This window comes from Saccharothrix sp. DSM 118769 (assembly GCF_052936295.1).
Genome location: NZ_CP193627.1, coordinates 343582 through 362044 on the forward strand (window position 1 = coordinate 343582; position 18463 = coordinate 362044).

18 protein-coding genes are annotated in these 18463 nt (G+C 72.3%); 12 read left to right on the forward strand and 6 right to left on the reverse strand.

Annotated elements, in window-relative coordinates:
• Positions 1–46: 46 nt before the first annotated feature.
• The 5 genes from ACRAKJ_RS01700 (at position 47) to ACRAKJ_RS01720 (ending at position 4355) form a co-directional block, all read left to right on the forward strand.
• A complete protein-coding gene (locus ACRAKJ_RS01700) occupies positions 47–1171 on the forward strand; it encodes a PrsW family glutamic-type intramembrane protease (RefSeq protein WP_438922308.1) in 1125 nt (374 codons plus the stop codon).
• Positions 1172–1261: 90 nt separating this feature from the next.
• The gene (locus ACRAKJ_RS01705; protein WP_438922282.1) at positions 1262–2149 is read left to right on the forward strand and encodes a DUF2520 domain-containing protein; all 888 of its coding nucleotides are present in this window, start codon (positions 1262–1264) and stop codon (positions 2147–2149) included.
• Between the two features lie 7 nt (positions 2150–2156).
• The gene (gene panC, locus ACRAKJ_RS01710; RefSeq protein ID WP_438922281.1) at positions 2157–3047 is read left to right on the forward strand and encodes a pantoate--beta-alanine ligase; all 891 of its coding nucleotides are present in this window, start codon (positions 2157–2159) and stop codon (positions 3045–3047) included.
• A 10-nt stretch (positions 3048–3057) separates the two neighbouring features.
• Entirely contained in the window at positions 3058–3549 is a 492-nt protein-coding gene (gene panD / locus ACRAKJ_RS01715) for an aspartate 1-decarboxylase (protein ID WP_438922280.1), read from the forward strand.
• A gap of 20 nt (positions 3550–3569) precedes the next feature.
• Positions 3570–4355, forward strand: a complete 786-nt coding sequence (locus tag ACRAKJ_RS01720; protein ID WP_438922279.1) for a type III pantothenate kinase — start codon at positions 3570–3572, stop codon at positions 4353–4355.
• Between the two features lie 54 nt (positions 4356–4409).
• On the opposite strand, the gene ACRAKJ_RS01725 is transcribed toward ACRAKJ_RS01720, so the two are convergent.
• Positions 4410–5165, reverse strand: a complete 756-nt coding sequence (locus tag ACRAKJ_RS01725; RefSeq protein WP_438922278.1) for a methyltransferase domain-containing protein — start codon at positions 5163–5165, stop codon at positions 4410–4412.
• Positions 5166–5227: 62 nt separating this feature from the next.
• Between ACRAKJ_RS01725 and lysS the strand changes: the two genes are divergently transcribed.
• The 5 genes from lysS to ACRAKJ_RS01750 all read left to right on the forward strand — a co-directional run bounded on the left by lysS (position 5228) and on the right by ACRAKJ_RS01750 (position 10425).
• Complete coding sequence (lysS, locus tag ACRAKJ_RS01730) at positions 5228–6739, forward strand: lysine--tRNA ligase (protein ID WP_438922277.1); 1512 nt, start codon at positions 5228–5230, stop codon at positions 6737–6739.
• 114 nt (positions 6740–6853) lie between these two features.
• Positions 6854–7201, forward strand: coding sequence for a histone-like nucleoid-structuring protein Lsr2 (locus ACRAKJ_RS01735; RefSeq protein ID WP_310311346.1), 348 nt, complete (start codon positions 6854–6856; stop codon positions 7199–7201).
• A gap of 364 nt (positions 7202–7565) precedes the next feature.
• On the forward strand, positions 7566–8555 hold the full coding sequence (locus ACRAKJ_RS01740) for an iron chelate uptake ABC transporter family permease subunit (RefSeq protein WP_438922276.1): 990 nt from the start codon (positions 7566–7568) through the stop codon (positions 8553–8555).
• 32 nt (positions 8556–8587) lie between these two features.
• A complete protein-coding gene (locus ACRAKJ_RS01745) occupies positions 8588–9634 on the forward strand; it encodes an iron chelate uptake ABC transporter family permease subunit (protein WP_438922307.1) in 1047 nt (348 codons plus the stop codon).
• Positions 9631–10425 (forward strand): ATP-binding cassette domain-containing protein, encoded by a 795-nt coding sequence (locus tag ACRAKJ_RS01750; RefSeq protein WP_438922275.1) that lies wholly within the window; start codon positions 9631–9633, stop codon positions 10423–10425. Before ACRAKJ_RS01745 ends, ACRAKJ_RS01750 begins: the two co-directional genes overlap by 4 nt.
• A gap of 40 nt (positions 10426–10465) precedes the next feature.
• Here ACRAKJ_RS01750 and ACRAKJ_RS01755 read toward each other — a convergent pair whose 3' ends face one another.
• Positions 10466–11284, reverse strand: a complete 819-nt coding sequence (locus tag ACRAKJ_RS01755; protein ID WP_438922274.1) for a (2Fe-2S)-binding protein — start codon at positions 11282–11284, stop codon at positions 10466–10468.
• A 339-nt stretch (positions 11285–11623) separates the two neighbouring features.
• On the opposite strand from ACRAKJ_RS01755, the gene ACRAKJ_RS01760 reads away from it, so the two are divergent.
• Positions 11624–14185 (forward strand): AAA family ATPase, encoded by a 2562-nt coding sequence (locus tag ACRAKJ_RS01760; RefSeq protein WP_438922273.1) that lies wholly within the window; start codon positions 11624–11626, stop codon positions 14183–14185.
• Positions 14186–14286: 101 nt separating this feature from the next.
• Here the strand turns inward: ACRAKJ_RS01760 and pcp are convergent, their stop codons facing one another.
• The gene (gene pcp, locus ACRAKJ_RS01765) at positions 14287–14913 is read right to left on the reverse strand and encodes a pyroglutamyl-peptidase I (protein ID WP_438922272.1); all 627 of its coding nucleotides are present in this window, start codon (positions 14911–14913) and stop codon (positions 14287–14289) included.
• An 18-nt stretch (positions 14914–14931) separates the two neighbouring features.
• On the opposite strand from pcp, the gene ACRAKJ_RS01770 reads away from it, so the two are divergent.
• Complete coding sequence (locus ACRAKJ_RS01770; protein WP_438922271.1) at positions 14932–15903, forward strand: endonuclease/exonuclease/phosphatase family protein; 972 nt, start codon at positions 14932–14934, stop codon at positions 15901–15903.
• Here ACRAKJ_RS01770 and ACRAKJ_RS01775 read toward each other — a convergent pair.
• Genes ACRAKJ_RS01775 through ACRAKJ_RS01785 form a run of 3 tightly spaced genes read right to left on the reverse strand, consistent with a single transcriptional unit; the run spans position 15875 to position 18457 of the window.
• On the reverse strand, positions 15875–16669 hold the full coding sequence (locus tag ACRAKJ_RS01775; RefSeq protein ID WP_438922270.1) for a Sir2 family NAD-dependent protein deacetylase: 795 nt from the start codon (positions 16667–16669) through the stop codon (positions 15875–15877). The genes ACRAKJ_RS01770 and ACRAKJ_RS01775 overlap by 29 nt on opposite strands.
• Entirely contained in the window at positions 16666–16974 is a 309-nt protein-coding gene (locus ACRAKJ_RS01780) for an antibiotic biosynthesis monooxygenase (protein WP_438922269.1), read from the reverse strand. Before ACRAKJ_RS01780 ends, ACRAKJ_RS01775 begins: the two co-directional genes overlap by 4 nt.
• Positions 16975–16984: 10 nt before the next feature.
• On the reverse strand, positions 16985–18457 hold the full coding sequence (locus ACRAKJ_RS01785; RefSeq protein WP_438922268.1) for a M1 family aminopeptidase: 1473 nt from the start codon (positions 18455–18457) through the stop codon (positions 16985–16987).
• Positions 18458–18463: the final 6 nt, after the last annotated feature.

Consider the following 18463-nt stretch of genomic DNA (forward strand, 5'->3'; position numbering starts at 1 on the left):
CGTGACCACTCCCGCCCGCAAGCGCGTCGACCAGCGCCGGTGGACCGTGCTGCTCCCGGTGATCGGCCTGATCGCGCTGGGCGTGTGCGGCCTGGTGCTGCTCGGCCTGGGCACGAGCGCCATCGGGCTGCTGCCCATCCTGGTCGGCGCGGTCGCCGCCCTGGTGCCCGTCGCCGCGGTGATCGGCGCCTGCCTGTGGGTGGACCGGTGGGAGCCGGAACCGGCGCGCATCCTGCTGCTGGCGTTCCTGTGGGGCGCGTGCGGCGCGACCATCACGTCGCTGGTGTTCAACCAGACCGCGCACGTGCTGGGGGAGCTGCTCAACGGTGACGGGGCGACGTTCGCGGCGGTGGTCGGCGCGCCCATCACCGAGGAGGCGGCGAAGGCGGCGTTCATCGTCGTGCTGTTCCTGCGCCGCCGCCAGGAGTTCGACGGCGTGGTCGACGGCATCGTCTACGCGGGCGTGGTCGCCGCGGGCTTCGCGTTCACCGAGAACATCTGGTACTTCGGCCGGGTCTTCTCCGACAGCGGGTTCGGCGACCTGGGCAGCGGCGTGATCGCGCTGTTCATGCTGCGCGGCGTCCTCTCGCCGTTCGCGCACCCGCTGTTCACGGCGATGACCGGCATCGGCGTCGGCCTCGCGGCGCTGACCGGCAACCGCACGCTCAAGGTGGTCGCGCCCGTCCTGGGCTACCTGGGCGCGGCCGGGCTGCACTCGCTGTGGAACTTCTCCACGACCGTCGGCACCGGCTCGACGTTCATCAACCTGTACTTCCTGATCATGGTGCCGATCTTCGCCGGCATGGTGTTCCTGGTGGTCTGGCAGCGCCGCCGGGAGCAGCGGATCGTCGCCGCGCAGCTGCCCGCGATGGCCGAGCGGCGCTGGATCGCCTCCAGCGAGGTCACGCTGCTCGCGAGCCTCCAGGGCCGCAGCCGCTGGCGGCGGGCCGTGCGGCGCAAGGCGGGCGACGCGGCGGCCAAGGCCGTCGCCGGCTACCAGGTGGCGGCGACCGAACTGGCGTTCCTGCGGCACCGGATGGCGCTCGGCACGGCCGGCGCGAACGCCGAGGAACGTCACTCGACGATGCTGGAGGCCCTCGTCGCCGCACGTCAGGCCGCGATCGACGCACCGGGGGCGATGAAGGCCGCAGGTGGCGTTCGTCGCAGTTGAGGGCCCCTCGCCCCGCACCGGATTACGCTCGCGGCCGTCGTCCGGTACCCGCCCAACAGGGACTGGAACGCCGCATAAGGAGTACGTCGCATGGACGCGACCCCCCGCCCCGCGCGGCTGGCCGTGGGAGTGATCTCCGCCGGCCGGGTGGGCTCGGTGCTGGGCGCCGCGCTGTCCCGGGCCGGGCACGTCGTGAGCGCCGTGTCCGCGGTGTCCCGCGACTCGCTGCGCCGCGCCGAGGACCTGCTGCCCGACGTCCCCGTGCTGCCGCCGCCCGAGGTCGCGGCCTCCGCCGACCTGGTGCTGCTCGCCGTCCCGGACGACGCGCTGCCGGGCCTGGTGCGCGGGCTGGTGGCCACCGGTTCGCTGCGCGCCGGGCAGATCGTGGTGCACACCAGCGGCGCGCTGGGCGTCGGAGTGCTGGCCCCGGCCGCCGACGCGGGCGCGCTGTGCGTGGCGCTGCACCCGGTCATGACGTTCACCGGCCGGCCCGAGGACGTGGAGCGGGTCACGGCCTGCTCGATCGGCGTCACCGCGGCCGACGGCGACGAGATCGCCTGGAGCGTCGGCGAGGCGCTGGTGGTCGAGATGTCCGCCGAACCCGTGCGGCTGCCCGAGGCCGCCCGCCCGCTCTACCACGCCGCCCTCGCGCACGGCGCGAACCACCTGGTCACGCTGGTCGCCGACTGCGCGGACCTGCTGCGGGAGGCGGGCGTCGCCAACGCCGAGCGCGTGCTCGGGCCGCTGCTGTCCGCCGCCCTGGACAACGCCCTGCGGCACGGCGACCGCGCCCTCACCGGCCCCGTCGCGCGCGGTGACGCGGGCACCGTGGCCAAGCACCTCGCCGTGCTCGACGGGCACGACACCCTCCCCGCCTACCGGGTCCTGGCGCTCCGCACCGCGGCCCGCGCCCAGGCCGCCGGGCTGCTCAGGCCCGAGGCGGCGTCCGACGTCCGCTCCACCCTTCACGAGGACTGACACAGGCATGACCAAGCCGCTCACCAAGGACGACTACAAGCCCGGCGACGTGACCGTGCACCACGACCCGGAGCGCCTGCACCGGGTGGTGAAGGCGCTGCGGGCCGCAGGCCGCAACGTCGCGCTGGTGCCGACCATGGGCGCGCTGCACGAGGGGCACCGCAAGCTCATCCGCGAGGCCCACGTCATGCAGAACACCGTGGTCGTGGTCTCGATCTTCGTGAACCCGGCCCAGTTCGGGCCGGGCGAGGACTACGAGCGCTACCCGCGGACCCTGGAGTCCGATGTGGACATCTGCCGCGACGAGCGGGTCGGGCTGGTGTTCGCGCCCTCCGCCGACGACGTGTACCTGCCGGGGGCGTCGGTGACCGTGCACCCCGGCCCGCTCGGCGACGAGCTGGAGGGCGCCAGCCGGCCCGGCCACTTCGCGGGCGTGCTCACCGTGGTGGCCAAGCTGTTCAACATCGTGCAGCCCACCTACGCGGTGTTCGGCGAGAAGGACTACCAGCAGCTGACGCTGGTCCACCGGATGGCGCGCGACCTGAACCTCCCGACGCACGTGGTGGGCGTGCCCACCGTGCGGGAGGCCGACGGCCTGGCGCTGTCCTCGCGCAACCGCTACCTGTCCGAGGAGGAGCGGCACTCCGCGACCGCGCTGTCCGCCGCGCTGGTGGCGGGCGCGCACGTCAGCGGCCAGGGCGCGGACGCCGTGCTGGCCGCCGCCCGCGCCACCCTGGACGCGGTGCCCGGCGTCGACCTCGACTACCTGGAGCTGCGGGCGCCCGACCTCGGTCCGGCGCCCGAGAACGGCGACGCCCGGCTGCTCGTCGCCGCCCGCGTCGGCTCCACCCGACTGATCGACAACATCGCCGTGCTGCTCGGCACCGGTGACGAGTAAGGGGGCAACGATGTTCCGCACCATGCTCAAGTCGAAGATCCACCGCGCCACCGTCACCCAGGCCGACCTGCACTACGTCGGCTCGGTCACGGTCGACGAGGACCTGATGGAGGCCGCGGACCTGCTCGCGGGCGAACAGGTCGCCATCGTGGACGTCACCAACGGCGCGCGCCTGGAGACCTACGTCATCCCCGGCGAGCGCGGCACCGGCGTCATCGGCATCAACGGCGCGGCGGCGCACCTGGTGAAGCCGGGCGACCTGGTGATCCTCATCGCCTACGGGCAGATGGACGACGCCGAGGCGCGCGCGTACGAGCCGCGGGTCGTGTTCGTCGACGCGGACAACAAGGTCGTCGAGCTGGGCGCCGACCCGGCGCACGCGCCCGAGGGGTCGGGCCTCGTCAACGGCTCCGCGTCGGGGGTCGTGGTGGTCGAGACGGTCCCCCAGGCGGAGACCGAGGACGCGGCGGCGCTGGACGCGCTGATCCAGGCCGAGAACTAGCGAGAACTGGGGAAACGCACGTGCTGCTCGCCATCGACGTCGGCAACACCAACATCGTCCTGGGCCTCTACGACGGCACCGGGGACTCCGCCGCGCTCATCCGCGACTGGCGGATGCGCACCGACGCGCGGATGACGGCCGACGAGCTCGCGCTGACCATGCGCGGCCTGCTCGGCGAGTACGCCGACAAGATCACCGGCATCTCGGCGCTGTCCACCGTCCCGGCGGTGCTGCGGGAGCTGCGCGTGATGCTCGGCCGGTACTACTCGGCGGTGCCGAAGGTGCTGGTCGAGCCGGGCGTGCGGACCGGCGTGCCGCTGCTGGTGGACAACCCCAAGGAGGTGGGCTCCGACCGGGTCATCAACACCCTGGCGGCGCACCACCTGCACAGCACGGCGTGCGTGGTCGTGGACTTCGGCACGTCGACGAACCTCGACGTCATCTCGGCCAAGGGCGAGTTCCTCGGCGGCGCGCTCGCGCCGGGCATCGAGATCTCGGTGGACGCGCTGGCGGCGCGCGCGGCCCAGCTGCGCAAGGTCGAGCTGGTGCGGCCCCGGTCGGTGATCGGCAAGAACACCGTCGAGTGCCTCCAGTCGGGCATCGTCTACGGGTTCGTCGGCCAGGTCGACGGGCTCGTGCGGCGGATCGTGGACGAGCTCCAGACCGTCGACCCCGGCCCGGTGACGGTGCTCGCGACGGGCGGGCTCGCGCCCCTGGTGGTGGCCGAGTCGGCCACCATCCAGGCGCACGTGCCCGACCTGACGCTGCTCGGGCTGCGGCTGGTGTTCGAGCGCAACATGAAGTGAGCCGAGCCCTCCCCCGGCGAGCGGGCCCCGGGCGAACGATCGACGGGCACCGCCTCAGGCGAGGGCGCGCAGCCGTTTCACGTAGGTCCGGAGGGGGAGGTCGAACTCCCCCTCCGCCGTCTCCGGGGTGGACCTGAGGAACGCGAGCATCCGGGCGTTCAGCGCGGCGCGCTCCTCCTCCGGGATCACCAGCAGGTGCGAGTGCGTGTTGATCGTCGCCACCAGCGACTCGGCGGTGCGCCGCTGCGCGTGCGGGAACAGCTGCTCGGCGGCGCCGGTGAACAGCCCGTGCCCGGGCATCCAGTCGGCGCGGGCGTCCTCCGCGCTGACCGTGGACGTGCCGAGCCGCTTGAACTCCGCCATCCACGGGACCGAGGGGTCGTCGTCGTTCCACAGCCCCGCGAGCACGCCGCCGGGCCGCAGCACGCGGGCGATCTCCGGCATCGCCCGCGCCGGGTCGAACCAGTGGAACGCCTGGCCGACGAGCACCGCGTCCACGTCGTCGTCCGGCAGCGGGACCCGCTCGGCGGTGCCCGGCAGCGCGCGCACGTTGCGGTGCCGGCGCACCAGTTCCGACAGCATGTCCTCGTCCGGCTCGACGGCCGTCACCTGGTGGCCCTCGGCGAGCAGGACACCGGTGAGCTTGCCGGTGCCGGCGGCGAGGTCCAGGACCCGGTGCGGCCCCGCGCCCAGGGGTTCCAGCGCCCACCGCACGGCGGCGACGGGGTAGTCCGGTCGGTGTTCCGCGTACGCCGAGGCCGCCGTCCCGAAGGAGTTGGCCCGCCTCGTCCGCAAGTCTTCTCCGGTCACCACCCACAGCGTAGTGAGATCCGGTTCGATTTCCCGTCGGGTCTTTCCGTACGCTGCGCGTCGTGAGCGAGCAGCCTGCGACCGGTTCCCCGACCAGCGACGACGATCTCCCCGAGCAGCTCCGGGTGCGCCGGGAGAAGCGGGCGCGACTGCTGGAGCGCGGTGTCGATCCCTATCCCGTCGAAGTGCCCCGCACGCACTCGTTGCGCGAGGTCCGGGAAGCGCACCAGGGCCTGGAGCCCGACACCGCGACCGGTGAACTCGTCGGCGTCACCGGGCGCGTGATGTTCATCCGCAACACCGGGAAGTTGTGCTTCGCGACGCTGCGCGAAGGCGACGGCACCGAACTCCAGGCCATGCTGAGCCTGAACGCGGTCGGCGAGGAGCGGCTGGCCGAATGGAAGTCCGACGTCGACCTGGGCGATCACGTATTCGTCCACGGCGAGGTCATCACGTCGCGCCGCGGCGAGCTGTCCGTCATGGCCGACGCCTGGGCGCTGACCGCGAAGGCGCTGCGCCCGCTGCCCGTCGCGCACAAGGAACTCGCCGAGGAAACCCGCATTCGGCAGCGGTACGTCGACCTCATCCTGCGCGAGCAGGCCAGGAACACGGTCCGCAGCCGGGCCGCCGTGGTGCGGTCGTTGCGGGAGTCGTTCCACCGCCGCGGTTTCGTCGAAGTCGAGACGCCGATGTTGCAGACGTTGCAGGGGGGCGCCACCGCGCGGCCGTTCGTGACGCGGTCCAACGCGCTCGACATCGACCTGTTCCTGCGCATCGCGCCGGAGCTGTACCTCAAGCGGTGCGTGGTCGGTGGTATCGAGAAGGTCTTCGAGATCAACCGCAACTTCCGCAACGAGGGCATGGACTCGTCCCATTCGCCCGAGTTCTCCATGTTGGAGTACTACGAGGCGTACGCCACCTACGACTCCAACGCGGTGATGACCCGCGAGCTGATCCAGGAAGCCGCGCTGGCGGTCGCCGGTTCGCACGTGGTGACGCTGGCCGACGGTTCCGAGTACGACCTCGGCGGCGAGTGGACGACGTTGGGCATGTACGAGTCGTTGTCCGGCGCGGTGGGGGAAGACATCACGCCCGAAACCTCTTCCGAGCACCTGAGGAAGTTGGCCGAGAAGCACGGCCTGGAGACCGATCCCAAGATCGGCCACGGCAAGCTCGTCGAGGAGCTGTGGGAGCACCTGGTCGGCGACACCCTGCACGCGCCCACGTTTGTGCGCGATTTCCCGGTCGAGACCTCGCCCCTCACCCGGCAGCACCGCACCCGTCCGGGGGTGGCCGAAAAGTGGGACCTGTACGTGCGCGGTTTCGAGTTGGCCACGGGTTACTCGGAACTGGTCGATCCGGTGGTGGAACGAGAGCGGTTGGAAGCCCAGGCCCGCCTCGCCGCCGGCGGCGACGTCGAGGCGATGCCGGTGGACGAGGACTTTCTGCGATCGCTGGAGTACGGAATGCCACCGAGCGGTGGTGTGGGAATGGGCATCGACCGGCTGCTGATGGCGCTCACCGGCCTCGGTATCCGGGAGACGATCCTGTTCCCCCTCGTGCGCCCGGAATGAGTAACTTCTCGGACTCCGGGCGGCGCATTCCGGTAGTTGTGCGCTAACCTGCACTCGCCAATGCTTTAGGTCGCGGTCGGGGAACGCCGCGCATTCGAGTCCAGGAGGATACGCATGGCGCAGAAGGTCACCGTGACCCTGGTCGACGACCTGGACGGCGGGCAGGCCGAGGAGACGGTCGGTTTCGGCTTGGACGGTGTGTCCTACGAGATCGACCTTTCCGGTGCCAATGCGGGCAAGCTCCGCGATGCCCTCGCCGACTTCGTCGCCAGTGCCCGCAAGGCGGGGGGTCGCAAGCGCGGCCCGGGTCGACCGGCCGGTGTGAAGGCCGCACGTCCGGCTTCGGCCGACAGGGAGCAGAACCAGGCCATTCGGGAGTGGGCGCGCAAGCAGGGGATGAAGGTCTCCGACCGCGGGCGCATCCCGGCCGAGGTGCTGGAGGCTTACCACCAGCAGGGCTGAGGCCCGCATTGCCGTGGTGACCGTCACTCCGCCGGCGGTCGGCTCGTGTCCGGGGCAATGAAAACGTTGTTCTGTGAAGGGGTGCCGGTTTCCGGTGCCCCTTCACGCGTTTCGGGTCACCGGTGGCGGGTGGTGCGGGTGGTGGTGCGGAAGATCCATTTCCCGGACCGTTCGCCGTTCGCCGCGGGTCCTTCGCGCGGGCCTTCATGCGGGCCGTTCGCCGTGCGGTGATCTTCTGTTCGGGCGGCTTCCGTCTCGATTGGTGGCGGCCGGGCCGTTGTCGTCGCGGTGCGTGGGGAACGATCGACCGAACGCGTTCGGTTAGGCTTACCTCACTACGGTCGTCGCACAGGAGGAGCGGGACGTGGCCCTCCGCAGCAGTCGCCTGCTCTTGTTGCTCGGCCTGCTGGTCGTGGTCGTGCTCGCCGGCATCGCCCTGGGCGCGAAGGACATCCCCCTCGCCGACGTGTGGCACGCCCTCGTCTCGCCGACCGGGACCGAGAACGACCTGGTCGTGCGCGAGCTGCGGGTGCCCCGGACGGCGCTCGGCGTCCTCGCCGGGGTGGCCCTCGGCGTCGGCGGGGCGCTCATGCAGGGGCACACCCGCAACCCGCTCGCCGACCCCGGCGTCCTCGGCGTCACCCAGGGCGCGGCGTTCGCGGTCGTGCTGTCGATCTTCACGCTGGGTGTGACCAGCCTCTACGGGTACGTGTGGTTCGCGTTCGCGGGCGCGCTGGTGGCGAGCGTCGTGGTGTTCCTCCTCGGCTCGGGCCGGTCCGGACCCACACCGGTCACCCTGGCGCTGGCCGGCGCGGCGGTGTCCGCCCTGATGCACGGCCTGGTGTCGGCGCTGGTCCTGCTGGACAAGCAGAGCCTCGACGCGTTCCGGTTCTGGCAGGTCGGCGGCCTCGCCGGGCGCGACCTGGCGGTGCTGTGGCAGGTGCTGCCGTTCGTGCTGGTCGGGCTGGTGCTGGCGGCGTTCAACGCGGGCGGGCTGAACGCGCTGGCCCTCGGGGACGAGGTCGCCCGGTCGCTCGGGCAGCGGGTGGTGCTGACCCGCGTGCTGGGCGTGGTGGCCATCACCCTGCTGGTGGGCGGCGCGGTGGCGGCGTGCGGGCCGATCGGGTTCGTCGGGCTGGTCGTGCCGCACGTGGCGCGGGCGATGACCGGGCCGGACCACCGGTGGCTGCTGCCCTTCTCGGCCGTGCTCGGCGCGGTGGTGCTGCTCGCCGCCGACGTCGTGGGGCGGGTCGTGGCGCGGCCCGGGGAACTGGAGGTCGGCATCGTGATGGCCCTGCTCGGCGCGCCGTTCTTCGTCGCGCTGGTGCGGCGGCGGAAGTTGGTCCGGCTGTGAAGCCGGCGGGTGGGACCGCCGGGTCGGCGGGTGTGCCCGTGCGGGTCGGGGCCGTCTCGTGGCGGCTGCGGTGGCGGCCGGCCGCGCTGGTGCTGGTGGGGCTGGTGGCGGTGCTGTTCGCCGGCGCCCTGAGCATCGCCTTCGGCGACTTCCCCCTCGGGCTCGGCCAGGTGTTCGACGTGCTGCTCGGCGGCGGGGCGCGGAGCCATCGGTTCGTCGTGGTCGACCTGCGGCTGCCCCGGGCGTCGACGGCGGTGCTCGTGGGCGCGGCGCTGGGCCTGTCGGGGGCGATCTTCCAGGCCATCGCGCGCAACCCGCTGGCCAGCCCCGACATCCTCGGGGTGACCTGGGGCGCAGGCGTCGGCGCGGTGTCGGTCATCACGTTCGCCGGCTCGCTGGGCGCGGTGGGCGGGTCGCTGTCCGCGGTGGGCGTCCCGCTGGCGGCCCTGGCGGGCGGGCTGCTGGCCGGGCTGCTCGTGTACGGGCTGGCGTGGCGGCGGGGCATCGAGGGCTTCCGGCTGGTGCTCGTCGGCATCGGCGTCTCGGCGGTCACCGGCAACCTCACCCACTACCTGCTGACGGTCGGGGACGTCACCGACGCGGCGCGGGCGATGGTGTGGATCACCGGCAGCCTCAACGGGCGCGGCTGGGAGCACGTCGTGCCGGTCGGGCTGGCGCTGGCGGTGCTCGCCCCGGCGGCGCTGGTGGGCAACCGCCTGCTCGGCGCGCTCCAGTTCGACGACGACACGGTGCGCGGGCTGGGCGTGCGGCTCAACGGCGCGCGCAGCGCGATGCTGCTGCTCGCCGTGGTGCTGGCGGCGGTGGCGACGGCGGCGGCCGGGCCGGTGGCCTTCGTGGCGCTGGCCTCGCCGCAGGTCGCGCTGCGGCTGGCGGGCACGGCGACGCCCCCGCCGCTCGGGTCGGCGGTGGTCGGCGCGCTGCTGGTGGTGGGGTCGGACCTCGTGTCGCGGCTCGCGTTCGGCGGGCTGGAGCTGCCGGTGGGCGTCGTGACGGCCGTGCTGGGCGCCCCCTACCTCATGTACCTGCTGGTTCGGAGCCGTCGGGAGGCTCGGGTATGACTGCGGTTCGACTCCAAGCGCGGGACCTGTCGGTCGGCTACGGGGAGCGGTCGGTCGTGTCCGGGCTGGACCTGGACGTCGTGGCCGGGTCGGTGACGGCCGTCATCGGGCCGAACGGGTGCGGGAAGTCCACGCTGCTGCGGGCGCTGGGGCGGTTGCTCCCGGCGCGGGGCGGGGCGGTGCTGCTCGACGGCGAGCGCATCGACCGCACGCCCACGCGCGAGGTCGCCAAGGCGCTGGCCGTGCTGCCGCAGTCGCCGCAGGCGCCCGAGGGGCTGACGGTCGCGGACCTGGTGGCGCGGGGCCGCCACCCGCACCAGTCGTGGTACCGGCAGTGGTCGGCCGCCGACGAGGAGGCCGTGGGGGAGGCGCTGCGGATGACCGGGATGGCCGACCTGGCGACCCGGACCGTCGACGAGCTGTCCGGCGGGCAGCGGCAGCGGGCGTGGATCTCGATGGCGCTGGCGCAGGGGACCGAGCTGCTGCTGCTCGACGAGCCGACGACCTACCTGGACCTGGCCCACCAGATCGACGTGCTCGACCTCGTGCAGCGGCTGCACGTCGAGTTCGGCCGGACGGTGGTGATGGTGCTGCACGACCTCAACCTGGCCGCGCGGTACGCGGAGCGGCTGGTCGCGATGAAGGACGGCCGGATCGTGGTCGCCGGGACGCCGGACGAGGTGCTGACCGAGGCCACCCTGCTGGAGGTGTTCGGGCTGGAGGCCCGGGTGGTGGTCGACCCGGTGGCGGGGACGCCGCTGGTGGTGCCCATCGGGCACCGGCACCGGTGAGGCGGGCGACCCGGCCCCGGGAGGGGCGGACCCGCGGGTTTCAGGAGGAGCGGACCCGCGGGCAGGTCGCGCAGGCTTCCGCGTTCGGGAGGACGAAGTGGAAGCAGCAGCTCTCGCGGCGGCGGGTCCAGCCCGTCTCGGTGGCCTTGAGCGTCGACGCCGAGGTGAACGGGTCGAGCTTCGCGGGCAGCAGCAGCGCCGAGTCCATCACGCCGGACGTCTCGTCGCCGCACAGCTGGCCCGCGGTCCACGCGGCGCTGTCCAGGGCGTCCGTGGCGGCGGCCCACAGCATCCGGCGGCCCAGGCGGACGGTGGGGCCGAACGCGGTCACGAACCCGGCGGCGTGCGCGGCGAAGCGGGTCCGCAGCAGGGCGGCGAGCGCGGTGTCGTCGGCCACGACGGTGGCGGCCGGGTGGTTGCCGGCCGGGTCGTCGGGCAGGCACGCGAAGTCGTCGGTCAGCAGCGCCACGCCCACGGTGTGCGGGCGGCCCTCGGGGGCGATGCGCAGCGCCACGTCGGAGGGCCGCAGCGACGGCACCCGGCGGGCGGTGTGGAACAGGAGGCCGCCCAGGACGCCGACGACGTTGAGGTACCAGCTCATCACGTACCCGGCGGTCGTGCGGTCGGGCGCCTCGCCGTACTGCTCGCGCAGCCACTCGGCCAGGGACTTCCGCCACGCGTCGAACCGCTGCGGCTCGCCGAGGAACTCGGCGCACGTCGTCCACCCGGCGTGCTCGGCCGGGTCGGCCGGGAGGCCGAACCTGACCTCGAAGTGGGGGGAGTGCGAGGCCGCCCGTCGGAGTGACTCGGCGACCGGCGTCGTTGCGGTGCGCGCCCTGACCCTCGCCGGTACGGTCATCTCCAGAAGGTCCTCGTGTTCGGAGTGGTTGAGGTTTGCCTAACCTTACCCAGGTTTGCCTAACTTGCACGGTGGTGTGATGCCGCTCACTACGGGCGTCGCCGAACGGTTGAATGTTCGCGCTCAGCGGACACGGGCCGTTCCGTGGAATCTGCCTGGCAGATCACGCGTTGGTACCGATGTCAGAGATCCCCGAAGACGACTGCCAGCGAACGGGAACTGAGTGGGTCGGGGGCTGACGACTACAGTGGTCCCACGGTGCCGCGCTCTCCACGGTCGGCCAGACGGCCAGCCGGTGGTGAGCCCGAGGACCGCCGGCGCAGCAGTCAGGGAGTGCGAATGTTCGAAAGGTTCACCGACCGCGCGAGGCGGGTGGTTGTCCTGGCCCAAGAAGAGGCCCGGATGCTCAACCACAACTACATCGGCACCGAGCACATCCTCCTGGGGTTGATCCACGAGGGTGAAGGTGTCGCCGCCAAGGCGCTGGAGTCGCTGGGGATCGCGCTGGAGGGTGTGCGCCAGCAGGTCGAGGAGATCATCGGCCAGGGTCAGCAGGCCCCGTCTGGGCACATCCCCTTCACCCCGCGTGCGAAGAAGGTGCTGGAGCTGTCTCTGCGCGAGGCGCTCCAGCTCGGCCACAACTACATCGGCACGGAGCACATCCTGCTCGGCCTGATCCGCGAGGGCGAGGGTGTCGCCGCGCAGGTCCTGGTCAAGCTGGGTGCCGACCTCAACCGCGTGCGCCAGCAGGTGCTCCAGCTGCTGTCCGGCTACTCGGGCGGCAAGGAGCCCGCGGAGTCCGGCGGCCGCGGCGAGGGCACACCGTCGTCCTCGTTGGTGCTGGACCAGTTCGGGCGCAACCTGACCGCCTCGGCGCGTGAGGGCAAGCTCGACCCGGTCATCGGGCGCACCAAGGAGATCGAGCGGGTCATGCAGGTGCTGTCCCGCCGCACCAAGAACAACCCGGTCCTGATCGGCGAGCCCGGCGTGGGCAAGACCGCCGTCGTCGAGGGCCTGGCCCAGATGGTCGTCAAGGGCGAGGTGCCCGAGACGCTCAAGGACAAGCAGCTCTACACCCTGGACCTCGGGTCCCTGGTGGCGGGCTCGCGGTACCGCGGTGACTTCGAGGAGCGCCTGAAGAAGGTGCTCAAGGAGATCCGCACCCGCGGCGACATCATCCTGTTCATCGACGAGATCCACACCCTGGTGGGTGCGGGCGCGGCCGAGGGCGCGATCGACGCGGCCTCGATCCTCAAGCCGATGTTGGCGCGCGGTGAGCTCCAGACCATCGGCGCGACGACGTTGGACGAGTACCGCAAGTACGTCGAGAAGGACCCCGCGCTGGAGCGCCGGTTCCAGCCGATCCAGGTCGGCGAGCCGTCGCTGGAGCACACCATCGAGATCCTCAAGGGTCTCCGCGACCGGTACGAGGCCCACCACCGGGTCTCGATCACCGACTCCGCGCTGGTGGCGGCGGCCACGCTGGCGGACCGGTACATCAACGACCGGTTCCTGCCGGACAAGGCGATCGACCTGATCGACGAGGCCGGCGCGCGGATGCGCATCCGCCGGATGACCGCGCCGCCGGACCTGCGCGAGTTCGACGAGAAGATCGCCGACGTCCGTCGCGACAAGGAGTCCGCGATCGACGCGCAGGACTTCGAGCGCGCGGCGAAGCTGCGGGACGCGGAGAAGCAGCTGCTGGGCCAGAAGGCCGAGCGGGAGAAGCAGTGGAAGGACGGCGACCTCGACGTCGTCGCCGAGGTCGACGACGAGCAGATCGCCGAGGTCCTGGCGAACTGGACCGGCATCCCGGTGTTCAAGCTCACCGAGGAGGAGACCACGCGTCTGCTCCGCATGGAGGACGAGCTGCACAAGCGGATCATCGGCCAGGTCGACGCGGTCAAGGCCGTGTCGCAGGCGATCCGCCGCACCCGGGCCGGGTTGAAGGACCCGAAGCGCCCGTCGGGCTCGTTCATCTTCGCCGGCCCGTCCGGTGTCGGCAAGACCGAGCTGTCGAAGGCGCTGGCGAACTTCCTGTTCGGCGAGGACGACGCGCTCATCCAGATCGACATGGGCGAGTTCCACGACCGGTACACCGCGTCGCGGCTCTTCGGTGCCCCTCCCGGGTACGTGGGCTACGAGGAGGGTGGCCAGCTCACCGAGAAGGTGCGGCGCAAGCCGTTCTCGGTGGTGCTGTTCGACGAGATCGAGAAGGCCCACCAGGAGGTCTACAACACGCTGCTCCAGGTGTTGGAGGACGGGCGCCTGACGGACGGTCAGGGCCGCACGGTGGACTTCAAGAACACCGTCATCATCTTCACCTCGAACCTCGGCACCTCGGACATCTCGAAGGCCGTGGGCCTGGGCTTCACCTCGGGTCAGGACACCGCGTCCAACTACGAGCGCATGAAGAACAAGGTCAACGACGAGCTGAAGAAGCACTTCCGGCCCGAGTTCCTCAACCGCATCGACGACATCATCGTCTTCCACCAGCTCACGCAGGTCGAGATCATCAAGATGGTGGACCTGATGATCGCCCGCGTCGAGACGCAGTTGAAGAACAAGGACATGGCGATCGAGCTGACGGATCGCGCGAAGATGCTGCTGGCCAAGCGCGGGTTCGACCCGGTGCTCGGTGCCCGGCCGCTGCGCCGGACCATCCAGCGCGAGATCGAGGACCAGCTGTCGGAGAAGATCCTGTTCGGGGAGATCCAGCCCGGCCAGATCATCATCACCGACGTCGAGGGCTGGGACGGCGGCGAGGGCGAGCCGGACGACAAGGCGCACTTCGTGTTCCGCGGCGAGACCAAGCCGCTGCGGGTCCCGGACGCGCCGCCGGTCGACATGGCCGCCTCCGGTGGCGACGGCGGTGGCGAGTCGGACGCCGAGTCCGCCTAGTCACCGGTCCTGAGCAGTGCCGAAGCGCCCCCCGGGTTTCCCGGGGGGCGCTTCCGGTTCGGAGGACCGCGAGCGCGCCCGCCCCGTGGGAGGGGACCGGGTCAGTGCAGGGTGCCGGCCGTGGTGCGCAGGTCGGTGGTGGTGCCCAGGGTGGTGCGGATGACCAGGTCCAGCGCCCTGGCGGTGGTGCCGACGGGGAGGCTGGGGGCGTCCTCGGTCTGCTCCGGTGAGAAGGGGACGTGCACGAACCCGGCCCGGGTGCCCGGGTGCTCGGTGGCCGTGAGGTGCATCAGCCCGTAGAAGACGTGGTTGCAGACGAAGGTGCCCGCCGTGTGGCTGACGGAGGCCGGGATGCCCTCGGCGGTGAGGGCGGCCACCACCGCCTTGACCGGGAGGGTGCTGAAGTAGGCGGTGGGGCCGTCGGGGACGACCCGGTCGTCCACCGGCCGGTTGCCCCGGTTGTCGGGGATGCGGGCGTCGTCGAGGTTGACCGCCGTGCGCTCCGGGGTGATGTCCGGCCTGCCGCCCGCCTGGCCGGTGGCGATGACCAGGTCGTAGCGGCGCTCGTCCAGGGCGTCCTTCAGGACCTTGAGGGACTCGTGGAAGACGCACGGCAGTTCCAGGGTGGTCAGCGCGTAGCCGGTGGGTTCCACGGCCTTCACCGCTTCCCAGGACGGGTTGGTGCGCTCCCCGCCGAACGGTTCGAAGCCCGTCAGCAAAACCTCCATTCGGGCAGACTAGAGGGCGTGGCCCAGGTGGAGGAACGCCGCACCAGGCGAGGGGGCGTCACGTTCCCGCTGGTCGTGGCGGCGGTGCTGTTCTCGGGGGCGGCGTTCGTGCGGCTGCTCGGGGTCGACGGCACGCGGCACATGGTGGCGACGACGGCGTTGACGCCCTACTGGACGGCGGCCGGGGTGCTGCTGGGCGCGGTGGCGCTGCTGCTGCGCCGGTGGGGGGTCGGGGTGGTGACGCTGCTCGTGGCGCTGGTGCTCGTGTCCGCGGTGGCGCCCCGGGCCTTCCCCGACTCGCGGCCCGTGGGGGTCGGCCGGTCGGTGGTGGTGATGTCGGCGAACCTGCTGGTGGGGAAGGCCGTCGCCGAGGACGTGGTGGCGGCGGTGCGGGAGCGCGCGGTGGACGTGCTGGCGCTGCAGGAGCTGACGCCCGCGATGGTGGCGGACTTCGAGCGGGCCGGGTTGGCGCGGGAGCTGCCGTACCGGCACTTCGTGGACGAGCCGGGCGGGTCCGGGTCGGGGATCGCGTCGCGGTACCCGCTGACGCCCCGCGCGCTGACGCCGCCCAGCACGCTGCGGCAGGCCGGGGCGCTGGTGGACCTGCCGGGCGACGACGTGGAGGTGCTGTCGGTCCACCCGCTGCCGCCGGTGGTGGAGGCCGGGCCGGAGGCGTGGCAGCGGGACCTGGCGGGGCTGCCCGAACGGGACCTCAACGCGCCGGTGCGGGTGCTGGCGGGGGACTTCAACGCGACGCTCGACCACGTGGGGATGCGGCGGCTGCTCAACGGCGGGTACGTCGACGCGGCCGACCAGGTGGGGGCGGGGCTCGCGGTGACGTGGCCGGCCGGGGCCCTGTGGCCGCCGCCGGTGGCCATCGACCACGTCCTGGTGGACAACCGGTGCCCGGTGGACTCGTTCGAGGTGGTGGACATCGCGGGGAGCGACCACCGGGCCGTCGTCAGCCGGTTCGTCGTGCCAGCTCGGTGAGGGCCTCGGCCGCGTTCATCGGGAGGGACACGCCCCGGTCGTGCCGGATCGCCGGCTCCCGGGGGTTGATGCGGATCAGGTTGCCCGAGGCGGCGGAGGCCAGCTCCGCCTGCCGGCGGACGGTGGGCACGGCGGTGCCCGCGCCGATCTCGACGACCGTGACGCGGTGGTGGGCGCGGCGCCAGGCGTCGAGCTCGTCCAGGGCGCGCCGCGACCGGGTCGGCACCCAGGAGCCGTCGCCGAACATGAGGATGTTCGGCCTGGCCAGGGCGCCGCAGCGGGGGCACGTGGGCAGCGCCGACGTGGCCCGCACGGTGGCGGGGTCGACGGTGACGTCCTCCGTGTTCGGCCACACCTCCGCGGTGCACGGGGTGGTGCACTGGAGGTGGTGGATCGAGCCGTGGACCTCGGCCACGTGGGGCAGGCCGGCCTCCTGGAACTGGCCGTCCACGTTCGAGGTGAACACGCGGGCGCCCCAGCGGCGGAGGACGTCGAAGCCCTCGTGGGGCGTGGTGTCGCGGTAGAGGCGCAGGCGGTGCCCGTAGAAGCCCCAGGCCAGCGTCGGGTCCTCGGCGAAGTGCACCGGGTCGGCCAGCTCCTCGAAGCGCAGGCCGAGGCGCTCGTAGGGCGGGTACGCCTGCCAGAAGCCCGTCGTGCCGCGGAAGTCCGGCAGGCCCGAGTCCACGCCCATGCCGGCCCCCGCGCACACGAGGAGCGCGTCGGCGTCGCGGATGAGGTCGGCGGCCCGGTCGAGGGCCTCGCTCACCCCTTGTTCTTGGAGTCGAGGACGACCTCGAACTCCAGCAGGTCGGAGCCGGTGCCCACGGGACGAGCGCGCTCGCCCGAGTGGGCCTCCTTGGCGCTGCCCTGCATCCAGTTCCGGAAGTCCTCCTCGGTCTCCCAGTGGGTGACCACGAAGTACCGCTCGTCGCCCTTGACCGGGCGCAGGAGCTGGAAGCCGAGGAAGCCGGGTTCGTTGTCCACGGCGCCGAGGCGCGCGGCGAACCGCTTCTCCAGCTCGGGGCCGGAACCGTCGGGCACGTGGATCGCGTTGATCTTCACAACCGCCATGGGGACGACGTTACCGGAGCGGGCCCGGGTAGAGGTGGTCGTCGGAGGGGCGTTCGCCGCCGCGGAACCAGTCGGCGAAGAAGGCGTCGAGGTCCTGGCCCGACGTCCTCTCGACGTGCTGCTCGAACTCGGGCCAGCTCGCGTTGCCGTCCCGGTGGTCGGCCAGCCAGGTCTTGACGGTCCGGTCGAAGTCCTCGTCGCCGACCTGGCGGCGCAGGGCGTGCAGGGCCAGCTGGCCCTTGTCGTAGACGCCGCGGAACTCGTTGCCGCGGCCCATGTCGTAGAGCTTGCGGCCCCAGTACGAGTCGCGGTCGGCGACGCGCTCCAGCTCGGCGCGGTAGCGGGCGTCCAGGTCGGCGCCCTGCCGCTCGTCCCACAGCCACTGGGCGTAGCTGGCGAAGCACTCGTTCAGGCAGATGTCGGCCCAGTTCTCCAGGGACACGGAGTCGCCGAACCACTGGTGGGCGTTCTCGTGCACCACGGTGTCCAGGTCGGCCCACCCGGCGTAGATCGGCCGGGTCTGGGTCTCCAGGGAGAAGCCGATGTCGTCCGCCAGGAAGATGCCGCCGGCGGCGGTGAACGGGTAGGGGCCGAACTCCTCGGCGAGGAAGGCGAGGACCTCCGGCAGGCGCTGCTGGTGCCGGCGGGCCCCTTCGGCGCCGGGGGCGTAGGCGTCGACGACGGGCGTGCCGTCGGGGAGGGTGGAGCGCTCGACGGTCCACTTGTCGATGGCGATCGTGGTCAGGTAGGTCGCCATGGGCTGCTCGGCCTCCCAGCGGAACGTCGTCCAGCCGTCGGCGGTGGTGGAGCCCTTCTCCAGGCCGTTGGAGACGACGGACCAGCCCTCGGGGACGCGGGCTGTCAGGGCGAAGGCGGCCTTGTCGCGGGGGGTGTCGTTGGCCGGGAACCAGGTGGTCGCCGAGTGCGGCTCGCCCGCGGCGAACGCGCCGCCGCTCGCCGAGACCTGCCAGCCGCTGCGGCCCAGGGCGCGGTCCTCGAAGAGGGTCGGTTCGCCGCGGTAGCGGACGGTGGTGGTGAACTCCCGGTCGCGGGGCAGCGTCGCCCCGGGGGTGATCACCAGTTCGTGGTCCCCCTCCTGGGTGAAGGTCGCCGGGGTGCCCCCGATGGTGACCTCGGTGGCCCGGAGGGCGTGGAGATCGAGGTTGAAGCGGGAGAGGTCCGCCGCGGCCCGCGCGGTGACGGCGGCGGTGCCGTCGAGCTGCCTGGTCGCCGGGTCGTAGCTGATCGACACGTCGTAGCGGGTGACGTCGTAGCCGGTGTTGCCGTCCCGCGGGTAGTACGCGTCGCCCGCGCCGTCGCCGCCCGCCTCGCCCGCGCCGCCCCCGGCGTCCACCGCGGCGGGCGTCGTCGGGCCGGTGGCGGCCCCGTCCTCGCGGGGGATGCGGGCCACCACGATCCCGGCCACCACCAGCACCAGGGCGGTGACGAGCAGGTACGGGCGCGCCTTGGTGCTGATGGCCATGCCGAC

What these genes read in the sequence shown, in the direction of transcription:
- ACRAKJ_RS01750 (WP_438922275.1), top strand. Translation starts at nt 9,631, where the DNA reads ATGACTGCGGTTCGACTCCAAGCGCGGGACCTGTCGGTCGGCTACGGG.
- panC (WP_438922281.1), top strand. Translation starts at nt 2,157, where the DNA reads ATGACCAAGCCGCTCACCAAGGACGACTACAAGCCCGGCGACGTGACC.
- ACRAKJ_RS01735 (WP_310311346.1), top strand. Translation starts at nt 6,854, where the DNA reads ATGGCGCAGAAGGTCACCGTGACCCTGGTCGACGACCTGGACGGCGGG.
- ACRAKJ_RS01780 (WP_438922269.1), bottom strand. Translation starts at nt 16,974, where the DNA reads ATGGCGGTTGTGAAGATCAACGCGATCCACGTGCCCGACGGTTCCGGC.
- ACRAKJ_RS01755 (WP_438922274.1), bottom strand. Translation starts at nt 11,284, where the DNA reads ATGACCGTACCGGCGAGGGTCAGGGCGCGCACCGCAACGACGCCGGTC.
- panD (WP_438922280.1), top strand. Translation starts at nt 3,058, where the DNA reads ATGTTCCGCACCATGCTCAAGTCGAAGATCCACCGCGCCACCGTCACC.
- ACRAKJ_RS01705 (WP_438922282.1), top strand. Translation starts at nt 1,262, where the DNA reads ATGGACGCGACCCCCCGCCCCGCGCGGCTGGCCGTGGGAGTGATCTCC.
- ACRAKJ_RS01760 (WP_438922273.1), top strand. Translation starts at nt 11,624, where the DNA reads ATGTTCGAAAGGTTCACCGACCGCGCGAGGCGGGTGGTTGTCCTGGCC.
- ACRAKJ_RS01785 (WP_438922268.1), bottom strand. Translation starts at nt 18,457, where the DNA reads ATGGCCATCAGCACCAAGGCGCGCCCGTACCTGCTCGTCACCGCCCTG.
- pcp (WP_438922272.1), bottom strand. Translation starts at nt 14,913, where the DNA reads ATGGAGGTTTTGCTGACGGGCTTCGAACCGTTCGGCGGGGAGCGCACC.